The 13,331-nt window shown below is 69.5% G+C and carries 13 protein-coding genes; 8 read left to right on the forward strand and 5 right to left on the reverse strand.

Annotated elements, in window-relative coordinates:
- The first annotated feature begins 26 nt into the window (after positions 1-26).
- From PSC72_RS21865 to PSC72_RS21875, 3 genes are all read left to right on the forward strand, one after another.
- Positions 27-965, forward strand: coding sequence for an RsmB/NOP family class I SAM-dependent RNA methyltransferase (locus tag PSC72_RS21865; protein ID WP_274323545.1), 939 nt, complete (start codon positions 27-29; stop codon positions 963-965).
- Positions 962-1,480, forward strand: a complete 519-nt coding sequence (locus PSC72_RS21870) for a DUF7122 family protein (protein WP_274323546.1) — start codon at positions 962-964, stop codon at positions 1,478-1,480. The genes PSC72_RS21865 and PSC72_RS21870 overlap by 4 nt, the downstream gene beginning before the upstream one ends.
- A 112-nt stretch (positions 1,481-1,592) precedes the next feature.
- Positions 1,593-2,066, forward strand: a complete 474-nt coding sequence (locus PSC72_RS21875) for a hypothetical protein (protein WP_274323547.1) — start codon at positions 1,593-1,595, stop codon at positions 2,064-2,066.
- 23 nt (positions 2,067-2,089) lie between these two features.
- Here PSC72_RS21875 and PSC72_RS21880 read toward each other — a convergent pair whose 3' ends face one another.
- Positions 2,090-3,601, reverse strand: coding sequence for a DUF790 family protein (locus PSC72_RS21880; RefSeq protein WP_274323548.1), 1,512 nt, complete (start codon positions 3,599-3,601; stop codon positions 2,090-2,092).
- Positions 3,602-3,719: 118 nt separating this feature from the next.
- Between PSC72_RS21880 and PSC72_RS21885 the strand changes: the two genes are divergently transcribed.
- The gene (locus tag PSC72_RS21885; RefSeq protein WP_274323549.1) at positions 3,720-4,292 is read left to right on the forward strand and encodes a hypothetical protein; all 573 of its coding nucleotides are present in this window, start codon (positions 3,720-3,722) and stop codon (positions 4,290-4,292) included.
- Between the two features lie 26 nt (positions 4,293-4,318).
- Here the strand turns inward: PSC72_RS21885 and PSC72_RS21890 are convergent, their stop codons facing one another.
- A complete protein-coding gene (locus PSC72_RS21890; protein ID WP_274323550.1) occupies positions 4,319-5,728 on the reverse strand; it encodes a DEAD/DEAH box helicase in 1,410 nt (469 codons plus the stop codon).
- A gap of 166 nt (positions 5,729-5,894) precedes the next feature.
- Between PSC72_RS21890 and PSC72_RS21895 the strand changes: the two genes are divergently transcribed.
- From PSC72_RS21895 to PSC72_RS21910, 4 genes are all read left to right on the forward strand, one after another.
- Positions 5,895-6,635, forward strand: coding sequence for a nucleotide exchange factor GrpE (locus PSC72_RS21895; RefSeq protein WP_274323551.1), 741 nt, complete (start codon positions 5,895-5,897; stop codon positions 6,633-6,635).
- A 209-nt stretch (positions 6,636-6,844) separates the two neighbouring features.
- Entirely contained in the window at positions 6,845-8,767 is a 1,923-nt protein-coding gene (dnaK, locus tag PSC72_RS21900) for a molecular chaperone DnaK (RefSeq protein ID WP_274323552.1), read from the forward strand.
- A 415-nt stretch (positions 8,768-9,182) separates the two neighbouring features.
- On the forward strand, positions 9,183-11,225 hold the full coding sequence (locus tag PSC72_RS21905) for a PAS domain S-box protein (RefSeq protein WP_274323553.1): 2,043 nt from the start codon (positions 9,183-9,185) through the stop codon (positions 11,223-11,225).
- 178 nt (positions 11,226-11,403) lie between these two features.
- Positions 11,404-11,679, forward strand: a complete 276-nt coding sequence (locus tag PSC72_RS21910; RefSeq protein ID WP_274323554.1) for a HalOD1 output domain-containing protein — start codon at positions 11,404-11,406, stop codon at positions 11,677-11,679.
- 31 nt (positions 11,680-11,710) lie between these two features.
- Here PSC72_RS21910 and PSC72_RS21915 read toward each other — a convergent pair whose 3' ends face one another.
- The 3 genes from PSC72_RS21915 to PSC72_RS21925 form a co-directional block, all read right to left on the reverse strand.
- On the reverse strand, positions 11,711-12,310 hold the full coding sequence (locus PSC72_RS21915) for a J domain-containing protein (protein ID WP_382261876.1): 600 nt from the start codon (positions 12,308-12,310) through the stop codon (positions 11,711-11,713).
- A 72-nt stretch (positions 12,311-12,382) separates the two neighbouring features.
- Positions 12,383-13,138: a proteasome assembly chaperone family protein gene (locus PSC72_RS21920; protein WP_274323556.1), complete on the reverse strand. Its 756-nt coding sequence runs from the start codon at positions 13,136-13,138 to the stop codon at positions 12,383-12,385.
- Positions 13,139-13,143: 5 nt separating this feature from the next.
- On the reverse strand, positions 13,144-13,326 hold the full coding sequence (locus tag PSC72_RS21925) for an RNA-protein complex protein Nop10 (protein WP_274323557.1): 183 nt from the start codon (positions 13,324-13,326) through the stop codon (positions 13,144-13,146).
- Positions 13,327-13,331: the final 5 nt, after the last annotated feature.

Genomic DNA, 13,331 nt, shown 5'->3' on the forward strand with positions numbered 1-13,331 from the left:
CACGGGCGGGAGCGAACGGAGCCCCAATGGACGTACTGGAGCGCTACGCGCCGCTCGTCGACGATTTCGACGCCTTCCGCGCGGCCTGCGACCGGCCGCTCCCCTCGGTCGTCCGCGTCAACACGCTGAAGACGACCGTCGAGCGCGCCCGAGCGGCCCTGGAGGAGGCCGGCATCGCCTACGAGCCCCGCGAGTGGCACGACGGACTGCTCGCGCTCCCCGAGGACCAGCCGGGGACGAACTGGCCGTACGTGCTCGGCTGGATCCACGGGCAGGAGGAGGTCTCCGCCGTCCCCGCGGAGGTCCTCGACCCCCAGCCCGGCGAGCGCGTCTGGGACGCCTGCGCGGCGCCGGGCAGCAAGACGACCCAGATCGCCGCGCTGATGGACGACACCGGCCTGCTCGTCGCGACGGACAACAACCTCGGCCGGATCTCTGCGCTGCGGTCGAACGCCGAGCGCGCCGGCGCCACCAACGTCGCCGTCACTCACGAGGACGCGCGCAATCACTCGCTCAAACCGTTTCGCGCGCCCGACGCCGACGAGGGGCGGGAGGGCGCACCGTACGATCGGGCGCTCGTCGACGTGCCGTGTTCCTGCGAGGGGACCATCCGCAAGAACCCCGACGCGCTCGACGACTGGAACCTCGATCACGTCCACGGCATCGCCGGCGTCCAGAAGGGCGTCCTCCGTCGGGCGATCCAGACCACCCGCGAGGGCGGCACCGTCGTCTACTCCACCTGCACGTTCGCGCCCGAGGAGAACGAGGCCGTCCTCGACTACGCGCTCGACGAAGAGCCGTGCGAACTCGTCGAGTTCGACCTGCCGCTCGACTCGCGGCCCGGCGTCACCGAATGGGAAGACGAGACCTACGACGAGTCCGTCCGGAAGGCCAGGCGCATCTACCCGCACCACAACGACACCGGCGGCTTTTTCTGCGCGAAACTGGAGGTGACCGCCGAATGAGTCCCGACGCCGCGGAGGAAAACGACGGGACTCGATTCGACCGACTCCCCCCAACGGCCGACGAGCGGACGGTCGAGGGCCGGGCGACCCGCGAGGAAGTGCTGGAGTGGTGGGACGAGCGCTTCGGCGTCCCGCCGGAGACGTTCGAGAACCACACCTTCTGGGAGCGCGGGTCGGGGAAGATCTGGGCGTTCGCCGACGACGTGGCCTCGCCGGTGGAGATCGAGGGGCTCGGGCTCGCCTTCCTGCGGACGCGCCGGGAACACTGGAAACCGACGCTGGAAGCCGTCCAGCGGTTCGGCGACCGCGCCGACGAGTGCGTCGTCCACCTCTCGCGGGAGCAGGCGGCGACGTTCGTCGCCGGCGACGACCAGGAACTCGACTGGGACGGCGACTGGGGGTACCTGATCGTCACGACCGACGTCGCGGACGAGCCCGCACCCGTCGGCGTCGGCCTCTACGTCCACGGCGAACTCCGCTCGCAGGTCCCGAAGGGACGGCGTCGGGAACTGTAGGAGCGGCGTCGGGAACTGCAAGAGCGGCGCCGAGCCGCGGGAGCACACCGACGTGCGCCCGCGATGCCCGACCACGACAACACTTAACAGGAGAACCGAGAATCGTAGTGGTATGTCGTGGTCGCGCCGGATCTGGGTCGTCCTGGCGGTCATCGCCGTACTCGGCGCCTCGGCCGCAATTCTCGCCTCGCTGTACGGCGACGGCGCCGTCGCCGTCGAGGACGTGACCGTCACGGGCGCGACGCCGACGAACACCACGGCGAACTGCGAGAACGTCGTCGTCCGGAGCGCGTCCGTCTCAGCCACTGTCAGCCGTCCGGGAGCGAGCGTCGACAACCAGCAGTTCTGGGCCGTCGGGGTGGCTGTCCGCGCCTCGGTCTTCGGGGAGACGAAGCGACGGGTCGTCTCGGTCCCGCCCGGCTCCAGTCGGACGGTGACCGTCCCGTTCACCAGCGTCCGCGAGGGATCTTGGGCGCCGCAGTCGTTCGAAGACGTCGTGATACAGGTCTCACAGGGCAGCGCGACCGTCGCCGAGCGGACGAAGACGGTGACGCTCGTCCCCGTGAAAGCCGGCCAGGACTGCTGACCGGACGGGCCTCGGTTACGGACTCACTCGTCGCGCTCGCGGACCGTCCCGCCGCTCAGGCCCTCCCAGGCCACCCGGTACCCCAGCGCCGAGAGCGCGGCGCTGGCGTCGTCGATGCCGTACTCGTCCAGCGCGGTCTCGGCCTCGTCGAGGTCCATCCCGACCTCGATCCGGCCGGCGAGTTCCCCCAGCACCGCCGGCCTGACGAGGGTGCGTCCGACGCGCTCGTGCTCCGGGAAGGCCTTGTCCTCGACGGCGCTCTGGCTGACGCCGTACTCCGCGGCGAGCGATTCGATCGTCACCACGTCCGCGTCGGGAACCAGTTCGTCCGGCAACGCGGCGGCGCTCTCGGCGACGAGTTCGTCCTCGTAGCGCCGGAGGGCGTCGCGAACGTCCTTGACGCGAACCGTCCCGGAATAGGGGATGGCGCGGTGGTCTCGCGCTTTGATGGCCTCGCCGGCGCCCAGGTCCTCGTCGACGGCGACGAGCAGCTCGACGTCGTCGATGGCGTCAAGCTGGGCGAGCTTCTTCTCGACGTACTCCGGCGTCCAGAAGCCCATGATCTCGAAGAACACGCGGAAATCGGCGTGGCGGTAGTCGAAGGCGAAGTCTGGGATAGCGACGCTCGCGCCCGCTTCGAGGGGTTCGGGCTCGCGGACGAGGTCCCAGTCCAGGTCGAGCGACTCGAAGCGCGTCGCGAACTCCGCCTCGACGCCGCTGTCGTAGCTCACGTCGGTCACGGGCTCGACGCCCGGCACCGACACGTCGGCGTCGGTGAGCGTCATCGTCCGCTCGGTGCCGCGGTCGTCGACGGTCGCCTCCAGGCGCCAGTCGTCGGCTTTGGCGACCGTCCGAAGGAGGCGGGCGAAGCGGGTGCCGTAGCGGCGCGTCGCCCGGAACAGGGCGTCCGGTCCGGTGACGACCACCTCGCGCCCGGCGTCGGTCTTCCGGACTTCGTACATCAGGCGGAGGCGCTTGACGGCGGAGACGAGCGCCTTCGGGTCGCTCGACCGGACGCGGACCTCCGTGGCGTCAAACAGCGCCGTCTGGCCCAGCGAGAGGTTGTACTGGGCGACCAGTTCGTCGGGGTCCCAGCGCGGGTCCACCGCGGCGAGGACCTGCCGGTCTTCGAGGTCGGCGTACAGCGAGTCGGCGACCGCCTCGGCGTCGGTGTCGGCGTCGAACCTCCCCGCGGCCCGTTCGAGCGCCCGCTCGCGGTCCTCGGCGGTGACGACGCCGACGGCCTCGCTCGCGGCGAAGGCGGCCTCGCGGGCGCGGTGGGGGTCGACCGGCGCGCGCACCTCGAAGCGGGCCTCGCGGTCGAGCAGCTTGGCGAACCCGCGGACCAGCTTGAAGTCGTCGGCCTCGCGTTCGAGCGACTGGAGGGCGTCGTCGAGCTCCGCCTGCGTGTGGTCGACGTGACCCTGGAAGACGCCGAGGACTCGCGCGGCGAGCTCGCGCCGGTCGGCGTCGACGAACTGCGGGTGGAAGCCGCCGCCGGCGCGCGAGACGCGCAGCAGGTCCTTCGTCAGCACGGCCGGGAATCGGCCGCCGACGGGCATAAGCGCGGCGGGTGGTCGTTCGCGCCGGCGGCGCCACCGTCGGGTGGATCCGACGAGAAGATTCTTACCGGACCGTCCCCGGGAGGCAGGTATGCAACGACGGAGGGTCCTGCGTGGGCTGGCCGCCGTCGCCGCGGGCGCGGCGGCGGGGTGTACGGGCGCCAACAGGGAGGTGCCGGTGACGGCCCCGGAACCCCCGGACGAAGTCCGCAACGCCGGAAGCGGCGGGAGTTCGAACGGCGGCGAAACGCCAGAGTCGCTGCAGTTTGCCGTGCCCGAGTGGTCGTACGAGGCGACCGAAGACGGCGACCTCCGGGTCGTGCTGACGGTCGAAAACCGGGCGCAGAGCCCCGACGAGGCGACGATGACGGTCGTCCTCACGGCGGGCGACAAGCGATTCACGCCGACGGAGCACGTCTCGCTCCAGCCCGGCGAGTCGCGGGAGATACGGATCGTCGTCCCCGTTGCGTACAGCGAATACGACGCGGAACCCGGGTTCGAAGTACGGTTCGACCCCGGCGCGCCCGAGACGCCGCTCCCCGAGGGGACGGTCACGCCGTACCCCGAAGACAGGGAGACCGCGACGGCCTCGTCGACGGGGACAGCGAACTCCACAGCCGTCGCGACGACTGCGAGCGACGGCGACCCGACCGCGACGGAGTAACGAGCGGAAAGGAGTCGCCCCGGAGATCACCGCCGCCGGCGCGCGACCCGTTCTTCGGCCGTCTCCTCGGTGACGATCTCGTACAGCAACGCGCGCTCGCCGAGAGACGACTGCGTCGTCTCTCGGGCCTCCGAGTCCGTGGACTCGGGGCCGCCGCCGCCTTTCGGCCGCAGGATCCGTCCGAGGCGCTGGGTGAACTCCCGTTCGCTCCCGCTCCCGGAGAGCACGACGGCCACGTTCGCGTCGGGCACGTCCACTCCTTCGTCGAGGACGTTCGCAGTCACGACGCGGGAGTACTCCCCGGAGCGGAACCGCTCCAGTATCTCGCGGCGCTCGCTCGCGCCGGTCTCGTGGGTGATCGCGGGGATCAGGAACCGCTCTGAGAGCCGATAGACGAGGTCGGTGTGGGCGGTGAAGACGATGATCCGGTCCGCACGGTGTCTGTCGAGGATGACCCGCAGGCGTTCGACCTTCTCGTCCGCGTTCATCATCACTTCGCGGGCGCGCTGCTTGGCCAGCAGCGCTTCGCGGGCCCGCGGATCGCTCCCGGAGCGCTTGACGAGTTCCTGGTAGTCGCTGCCCGACCGCATCTGGATGCCCGACTGGGCCAGGTAGTCGGTGAACGTCTCCTGGTGGCGCTCGTACACCTCCCGTTCCTCGGGAGTCAATTCGACCTCCAGGCGCTTGATGTCGTAGTCGGCGAGGTGCTCGCCGGCGAGTTCGTCCACGTCGACCCGGTGGACCAGCGGGCCGACGAGTTCCTCGACGACCTCGTGGGCCCCGTCTGGTCGCTCGAAGGTGGCGGTGAGACCCATGCGAGCGGGCGCGGCGAGCAGCCGTGCGATGTCGCGGTAGCCCTCGCCGCCGAGGTGGTGGACCTCGTCGAAGACGACGAGACCGAAATGGTCCCCGAGTTCGTCGGCGCGGAGGTACGCCGAGTCGTACGTCGAGACAGTCACGTCGGCCAGCCGTTGCTCGCCGCCGCCGAGTTGCCCGACTTCGCGGTCGAACTCCCGTTCGAGCTCCCGGCGCCACTGTTCGAGCAGGTCGATGGTGGGGACGACGACGAGCGTCGGCGTGCCCAGCGCCTCCATCGCGGCGATGCCGATGACGGTCTTCCCGCTCCCGGTCGGGAGTTCCAGCACCCCGCGGCGGTCGGCGCGCCCCCAGTCGTCGAGCGCTCCCTGCTGGTACTCGCGGAGTTCGTAGGTCGATTCGAGCGGGAGGTCCGACAGGTCGAGGACGCGGTCGTCGTACGCGACGCCGCCCTCGTCGAGAGCCGTGAGGAGGTCAGTATAGCGGTGGGCCGGCGCTCGGAGGGTCTTCGAGCGGGCGTCGCGCTCGACGTAGGAGAGGTCGAGCGGGTCGGACTCGCCGAGGTCGGCGGCGCCGGAGATCCGGATGGTCCCTTCCTCGTAGGTGAGCCGGACGGTCACTGCTGCGGTCTATCCGCGCCCCGGAGTTAAGCGGTGCGGGGTCCGCCGGTTGGTCCGGGCCGTCGGGGGTTCGACCGACGGCGAGTCGAGCGGCGATGGCGTCTGCTGATCCGTGCCGTCGGTCGGATTCTCAACCCTTTTGTCGCCGCGGCGACTTCCAACGGGTATGACCGAGCAGGACGCGTCCGACCCCGCTGGGGCCGCTGCAGAGGAGACAGGCGCGACCGCAGACGCCGAGTTCGACGGGGAGGCCGACGACCCCGTCAGTCCCGACGAGGTCATCGACCCCGACGAGGCCGGCGCGGACGCGGGAGACGGTGAGGGCGCCGCCGACGAGGCGGCCGACATCGACGACGCCGCGGGCGAGGACCTGATCGACCGCGTCGCCGAGTCCGACCCGGAGTCGGTCGCTCACGAACTCGCCGCGCTCCGGACGCGCGTCGACGGGCTGGAAGACCAGCTGGACGCCCGCGAGGAGGAACTCGACGACGTCACCGAGAAGCTCAAGCGCAAACAGGCGGAGTTCAAGAACTACAAGAAGCGGATGGACGAGCGCCGCGAGGAGGAGAAACAGCGGGCGACCGAGGACCTGGTCACGCGGCTGCTGGACGTCAGGGACAACCTCCAGCGCGCGCTCGAACAGGACGAGGACGTCGACATCAGGGGCGGCGTCGAGTCCACGCTGCGGTCGTTCGACGACGTCCTCGACCAGGAGAACGTCGACGTGATCGAACCGGAACCCGGCGAGGACGTCGACCCGCACCGCCACGAGGTGCTCGTCCGCGTCGAGTCAGCCCAGCCGGAAGGCGCCATCGCCGAGGTCCACCGCCCGGGCTACGTCATGGCCGACAAGGTCATCCGGGAGGCGCAGGTCACCGTCAGCGACGGCTCCGGCGGCGAGGAGTGACGCCCCGGGAACGGGGGCGGCAAGCGCCCCCGGACCTGTCGGACGGGCTAGTTTTGGGCGGTGCAACGCTGGTATTGCGGTTGGATTTATAGGCACCGGTCGGCCGCGCGGTCGGAGACGGAAATCGCCCGTCTGGGGCCGTCTGGGTGGATTCGTGTTCGGTTCATCTAGCAACTTTTAACCGGCGCAATCGGGTATAGTCGGGTAAGATGGCGAGCAACAAGATTCTCGGAATCGACCTCGGGACCACGAACAGCGCGTTCGCGGTCATGGAGGGGGGCGACCCCGAGATCATCGTGAACTCCGAGGGCGAGCGAACGACGCCGTCCGTCGTCGCGTTCGACGAGGGCGAGCGACTCGTCGGCAAACCCGCGAAGAACCAGGCGGTCAAGAACCCCGACGAGACGATCCAGTCCATCAAGCGCCACATGGGCGAGGACGACTACTCGGTCGAACTCGACGGGGAGGAGTACACGCCCGAGCAGGTCTCGGCGATGATCCTCCAGAAGATCAAGCGCGACGCCGAGGAGTACCTCGGCGACGAGGTCGAGAAGGCCGTCATCACCGTCCCGGCCTACTTCAACGACCGACAGCGCCAGGCCACGAAGGACGCCGGCGAGATCGCCGGCTTCGAGGTCGAGCGCATCGTCAACGAGCCGACCGCGGCCGCGATGGCCTACGGCCTCGACGACGAGTCCGACCAGACCGTCCTCGTCTACGACCTCGGCGGGGGGACCTTCGACGTCTCCATCCTCGATCTCGGCGGCGGCGTCTACGAGGTCGTCGCGACCAACGGCGACAACGACCTGGGTGGCGACGACTGGGACCACGCCATCATCGACTACCTCGCCGAGCAGTTCGAGGACGAACACGGCATCGACCTCCGCGACGACCGCCAGGCGCTCCAGCGGCTGAACGACGCCGCCGAGGAGGCGAAGATCGAGCTCTCCAACCGCAAGGAGACCCGCATCGACCTGCCGTTCATCACGACGACGGACGAGGGCCCCCTCGACCTCGAGGAGAAGCTCACCCGCGCGAAGTTCGAGTCGCTGACCGCGGACCTCATCGAGCGGACGGTCGGCCCGACGGAGCAGGCGCTCGAAGACGCCGGCTACGACAAGGGCGACATCGACGAGGTCATCCTCGTCGGCGGCTCCACGCGGATGCCGCAGGTTCAGGACAAGGTCGAGGAGATGACCGGCCAGGAGCCCAAGAAGAACGTCAACCCCGACGAGGCCGTCGCGCTCGGCGCGGCCATCCAGGGCGGCGTCCTCTCGGGCGACGTGGACGACATCGTCCTGCTCGACGTGACGCCGCTCTCGCTCGGTGTCGAGGTCAAGGGCGGCCTCTTCGAGCGACTCATCGAGAAGAACACGACCATCCCGACCGAGGAGTCGAAGATCTTCACCACGGCCGCGGACAACCAGACGCAGGTCCAGATCCGCGTCTTCCAGGGCGAGCGCGAGATCGCCAACGAGAACGAACTGCTCGGCGAGTTCGCGCTGACCGGCATCCCGCCGGCGCCCGCGGGCACGCCGCAGATCGAGGTCTCGTTCAACATCGACGAGAACGGCATCGTCAACGTCTCCGCCGAGGACAAGGGCTCGGGCAACGAGGAGAACATCACCATCGAGGGCGGCGCCGGCCTCTCGGACGAGCAGATCGAGGAGATGCAGCAGGAAGCCGAGGAGCACGCCGAGGAAGACGAGCAGCGCCGCGAGCGCATCGAGGCCCGTAACGAGGCCGAGAGCACGATCCAGCGCGCCGAGACGCTGCTGGAGGAGAACGAGGAGAACGTCGACGAGGAACTCGTCGAGGACATCGAAGCGGAGATCGACGAGGTTCGCGAGGTCCTCGAAGACGAGGACGCCGACACCGAGGACTACAAGGACGCGACCGAGAGCCTCGCCGAGGCGCTCCAGGAGATCGGCAAGCAGATGTACCAGGACCAGGCCGCCGAGGGCGCGGCCGGCGCAGGTGCCGCGGGCGGCGCGGCCGGTGCCGGCGGCATGGGCGGTATGGGCGGCGGACCCGGCGCGGGCGCGGCGGGCGGCGCTGCCGGTGCCGGCCAGGGCGAGGAGTACGTCGACGCCGACTTCGAAGACGTCGACGAAAACGACGACGACGAGTAAGACGAGTCGAGTCGTTTTCGTCGGCTCGATAGACGAACGCAGTGAGTCTATCGGTGTCTCGAAGTCCGAGCATCGCGAGGACTTCGAGGTGGACGACGACGAGTAAGACGAGTCGAGTCGTTTTCGTCGGCTCGGGGGACGAGCGGGGCGAGTCTCCTCGCGATCGACGAACACTGAACGGAGTAACGCGTTTCGAAACAGACGACGGCGACGAACACCGCGGATTCGATGAACGCGGACCGGTTGATCGGTCTCTCGCGGTGACTGTGAATTCTCACGATTGACTCTGGAGCGGTCCGAGAGATGGCAGTATGTTAACGAGCGGTTGCGGGCCGCTAGCTCACTATTCGGCCAATATATCGCACGTTGATGCTGTCGGGAGAACACTTAATCATCAAACGACCTCAATGGGCCTGTGAGCAAGGACGTCGAGCCCCCCCGGGGGGAGTGGGGCGATGCAGCGGCGGCGAACGCGGTCGACGAGTCGTTCGTCGACGTGATCGGGGGGACGGTCCTCTCGGAGCTACTTGTCGCGAGCGCTGCGGACTGTTTCATCGTCGTCGACGAGGCGGGCCGTGTCGTCTTCACGAACCCCGCGGTCCAACGGATCTTCGGATACGGGCCGGAGGAGCTCGTGGATCACCCGTTGTTCGAGCTGATCCCGGAGCGGTTGCGCGACGCCCACCGGTCGGGGTTCGAGGAGTACTTGCGACGGGGCGAGCGGACGTTCGACTGGGACGACGTGCGGTTTCGAGGCCGCCACCGGGACGGTCGGGAGGTCCCGGTGGCGATGTGGTTCCGCGAGTTCGCCCACGACGGCGACCGGTACTTCGTCGGCGTCGTCAGGGACGTCTCGGCGGAGGTCCAGCGGCGCGAGGAGCTCGCGGCGGAGCGGGCGTTCGTCGGGAGCGTCTTCGACGCACTGCCCGACATCGTCTACGCGTTCGACCGGGACGGGCGATTCCTCCGGTGGAACGAGCAGGCGGGTGAGGTCACCGGATACACCGACGAGGAGATCCGGGGGCTGGACCCGCTGGACGTGATCCCCGAGGAGGACCACGAGCGGGTCGCGGCGTCCATGCAGCGGGTGTTCACCGAGGGCACCGTCGAGACGATCGAGTCGCGGCTCGTCACGAAAGAGGGCACGGAGATCCCCTACGAGTTCACGGGCGCGCCGCTGGTCGAGAACGGCGAGATCGTCGGCGAAACCGGCGTGGGTCGCGACGTCTCCGAGCGGAAGCGCTACGAGGAGACGCTGGAGCGGCTGGACGACCTCAACACGGCGATCCGGTCAGTCGACCGGGCGCTCGTCGATGCCGACACGCGCGAGGAGATCACCCGCTCGGTCTGTACGCGCCTCGTCGAGGAGGGCGCCTACTGCGGGGCGGTCGTCGGGTCGCTGGACGGCGACGGCGTGGGGCTCGACGTTGACGCCTGGGCGGGGCTCGGGCGGGAGATGGTCGAGGTGGCAGCGGACCGCGCGGAGGACGGCGACGTGCCGTCCATCGTCGAGCGGGCGGCCGAGTCGGGCTCCGTACAGGTCTCCGAGAACGTCACGAGCGGACCCATGGTCGACGAGACCGAGGGGACGGAACGCTCCCGGACGTTCGCGGTGGTCCCGCTACTCGCGGACGACCAGCGGTTCGGCCTCCTCGGCGTGTGTACCCATCGGGTACCGGGCCTTTCCGACCGAGAGCGGGCGGTGCTCGGCGAACTCGGGGAAGTGATCGGGAACGCGATCCAGTCGGCGCTGACCCGGCAGTTGCTCCACTCGGACGCCGTCGTCGAGATCGAACTCCGGTCGCGAGACGCGGACGTGCCGTTCGTCGCGGTCTCCGAAGCGGCCGACTGCCGGCTCGACCTCCAGCGGTCGCTCTCGTTCGGGGACGAACAGGTCTTCTACTTCGCGTCGAGCGGCGTTCCGGCGGACCGTATCCGCGACGCGGCCTCGTCCGTCCCCGCGATCACCGCCGTCGACGCGCTCGACGACGGGCGCTTCGAGTTCCGGACGTGCGGCGGGACGATCACGTCGGTGCTGGCTGAGTTGGGCGCCAGGACGACCGCCGGCGTCGCGGACCACGGCGAGGCGCGGATCGTCGCGGAGTTGCCGTCCGACGCGGCAGTCCGCGAGGTGGTCGACGCAGTCCAGGAGCGGTACCCGGACACCGATCTGGCCGCGCGCCACGAGACCGAGCGGTCGCTGCAGCGCCCGGACGAGTTCCGCCGCACGCTCGCGACCGACCTGACGGAGAAACAGCAGGCCGCGCTGGAGGCGGCGTACTTCTCGGGGTACTTCGAGTGGCCGGCGCGGACGAGCGACGCCGGCGCCGTCGCGGAGACGCTGGACATCGCCCCCCAGACGTTCCACCAGCACCTCCGCGTCGCCGAGCGCAAACTCCTCTCGGCGCTGTTCGAGGACGCGAGACGGGGAGACGCTCTCGACCGGAGCCGTACCTGAGTGCTCTGGTATGCTCCTCAATGCCCCTCGCGGCCAATATCGGTTGTGCCCGGAGTCGAATCGAAACCGCCGCGTCGACCCCGGTCTGCCGTCGACGCCCGTGCTGGAACGGTTGGCCGCCGGCGAGGCCCGCCGGAATCGCGGCGCGGACGGGCAGACCTGATCCGGTGAACCACCGATGACAGCTATCGACGACTGGACAGTCACGAACGCCTACGGGGACGACCCGGTGAGCGAAGCGGTCGTGAGGGCCGTCGCCGCGGCGACCGATCGGTCGGTCGCTGACCTCCGTCCGCTGTACTACGCCGTCGACTCGGACTCGCTCGACCGCCTCCTGGAGGGAGCGGGCGAGCCGTCGATCAGATTCGACTACGAGGGCTGTCACGTGACCGTCACCGAGACGCACGTGCGGGTCAGCGCGACCGACGACGCCGGGATGTCGACGAGCCGATAGCGTCCGGCGGCGTCGCACGGCCGATCCGTCGTCAGCCGGCGTAGCGCTTGGCGGTCGTGTACGCCTCGCGGACCCGCTTGAACTCGTCCTCGTCGCCGCCCTGGTCGGGGTGGACTTCCTTGACTTTTCGCCGGTAGGCGGCTTTCACCTCGTCGAGGCTGGCGGAGGCGGGCACGCCCAGTTCGGCGAAGGCGGCGAGCGTCGGGTCCACGCGGTCTTCGTCCTCGTCAGGCCCGAAGTCGACGTCGGGCACGTCGAACGGGAGCCGCTGGCCCAGCTGGACGCCCGGCATCTCGTGCTCGACGAGCACCGGCACCGTCGGCGAGCGCTCGATTCGGTAGTACGCCCGGGCGTCGAACGTGATCGCCACGTCCCGTTCCGGGAGGTAGAACGCCACGTGCTGGCCCTCGACGAAGTGGTCCTCGGCGAAGGGCTCGTCGATGGCTTCGAGGTACTCGCGCAGTTCGGTCCGGCGTCGGCCCTCGCCGCCATGTCGTCGCCGCTGGGCCTGGCGAGCGGGATAGAGTCGGTCGGCGACGACGAACAGACAGGCGGCGAGGAGGCTACTCGCGACGCCGAGACCGATCCCGACGAGCAACCACTCGGGCAGCGAGAGCAGGCCGTCCACCACCACGCGCGGGCGTTGGCGTCGCTGAAATATGAAAGTCTCGGGAGCGGCGAACGGCGAACCGGCGGTCTCCGGTCACCCGATGTAGCGGAGGTCCTCGTCGGAGGGGGTCGGGGTGCCCTGGTCCATCTCCTGGATCTTCCGGACGACCTCCTCCATCTCGTCGGCGCGCTCTTCCAGCGAGGCGTAGTCGACGTCGAAGTCGACGACCTCCTGGAGGACTTCGAGGACGGCCTGTGCGCTCTTGGGATCGACGAGGTAGCCGCTGGTCTCGCCCATCAGACAGGCCGCTTCGAAGCCGCGGCGCTCGCCGAGGCCGAGCAGCAGGCCGCTGACGCCGACGATGCCGCCGGCCGGCTCGTCCTCGCGGAACTCGACGCCGACCGCTTCGAGGTCGTCGACGACCTCGTCCGTCGTCGCCGCTCCGAGGACGGAGTACTCCTCGATGAGTTCGCCGGTGGGGACGCCTCCGAGGGCGAACACGCGCTCGACGCCGTAGTCGTCGGCCACGTCGAGGAACGTGTCGGTCAGCCCGTAGTGGCCCTCGCTGTCCTGGGCCTGGTGGTCGCCGGTGAGAACGAGCAGGTCCCGGCCGTCCTCGGGCTGGACGGCGTGGAACTCGGCGGAGGCGAGCTCCGTCCGGCCGTCCTCGACGCTCACCTGCGGCGGGAAGTGCGTCGAGTGGACCCGTTCGACCAGCTCGCTGTCGATCTCTTCGAGGAGGTGCTCGACGGCGAGTTTGCCGACGTGACCGACGCCGGGCAGCCCCTCGACCAGCACGGGCTCGTCGAGGTCGGGGCTCGCCAGCGCCTCGCGTTCGTATTCGTCCATACGGGTTAGTCGCGGCGTCGCCGCTTAAGTGCGCGTCGATACTTCCCGTAGTTGTCCTCGGGCGAGAACGGCGCCGGCGCGGAGTTGACCGCCTCAGCACCGCACGCCGGACACGTCTCGGCGAGCGTGTAGCGCGGCCGCTCGTGTTCGTCGCGCCACGCCGAGCAGACGAGGATGTCCGATTTCATGAGAA

Origin of the sequence: Halosimplex aquaticum (assembly GCF_028747785.1) — an archaeon.
GTDB classification, from domain to species: domain Archaea; phylum Halobacteriota; class Halobacteria; order Halobacteriales; family Haloarculaceae; genus Halosimplex; species Halosimplex aquaticum.

Excerpts from the sequence above, each read along its gene's own strand:
- PSC72_RS21865 (WP_274323545.1), top strand. The coding sequence starts at position 27 with ATGGACGTACTGGAGCGCTACGCGCCGCTCGTCGACGATTTCGACGCC.
- PSC72_RS21870 (WP_274323546.1), top strand. The coding sequence starts at position 962 with ATGAGTCCCGACGCCGCGGAGGAAAACGACGGGACTCGATTCGACCGA.
- PSC72_RS21875 (WP_274323547.1), top strand. The coding sequence starts at position 1,593 with ATGTCGTGGTCGCGCCGGATCTGGGTCGTCCTGGCGGTCATCGCCGTA.
- PSC72_RS21885 (WP_274323549.1), top strand. The coding sequence starts at position 3,720 with ATGCAACGACGGAGGGTCCTGCGTGGGCTGGCCGCCGTCGCCGCGGGC.
- PSC72_RS21895 (WP_274323551.1), top strand. The coding sequence starts at position 5,895 with ATGACCGAGCAGGACGCGTCCGACCCCGCTGGGGCCGCTGCAGAGGAG.
- dnaK (WP_274323552.1), top strand. The coding sequence starts at position 6,845 with ATGGCGAGCAACAAGATTCTCGGAATCGACCTCGGGACCACGAACAGC.
- PSC72_RS21910 (WP_274323554.1), top strand. The coding sequence starts at position 11,404 with ATGACAGCTATCGACGACTGGACAGTCACGAACGCCTACGGGGACGAC.
- PSC72_RS21920 (WP_274323556.1), bottom strand. The coding sequence starts at position 13,138 with ATGGACGAATACGAACGCGAGGCGCTGGCGAGCCCCGACCTCGACGAG.
- PSC72_RS21925 (WP_274323557.1), bottom strand. The coding sequence starts at position 13,326 with ATGAAATCGGACATCCTCGTCTGCTCGGCGTGGCGCGACGAACACGAG.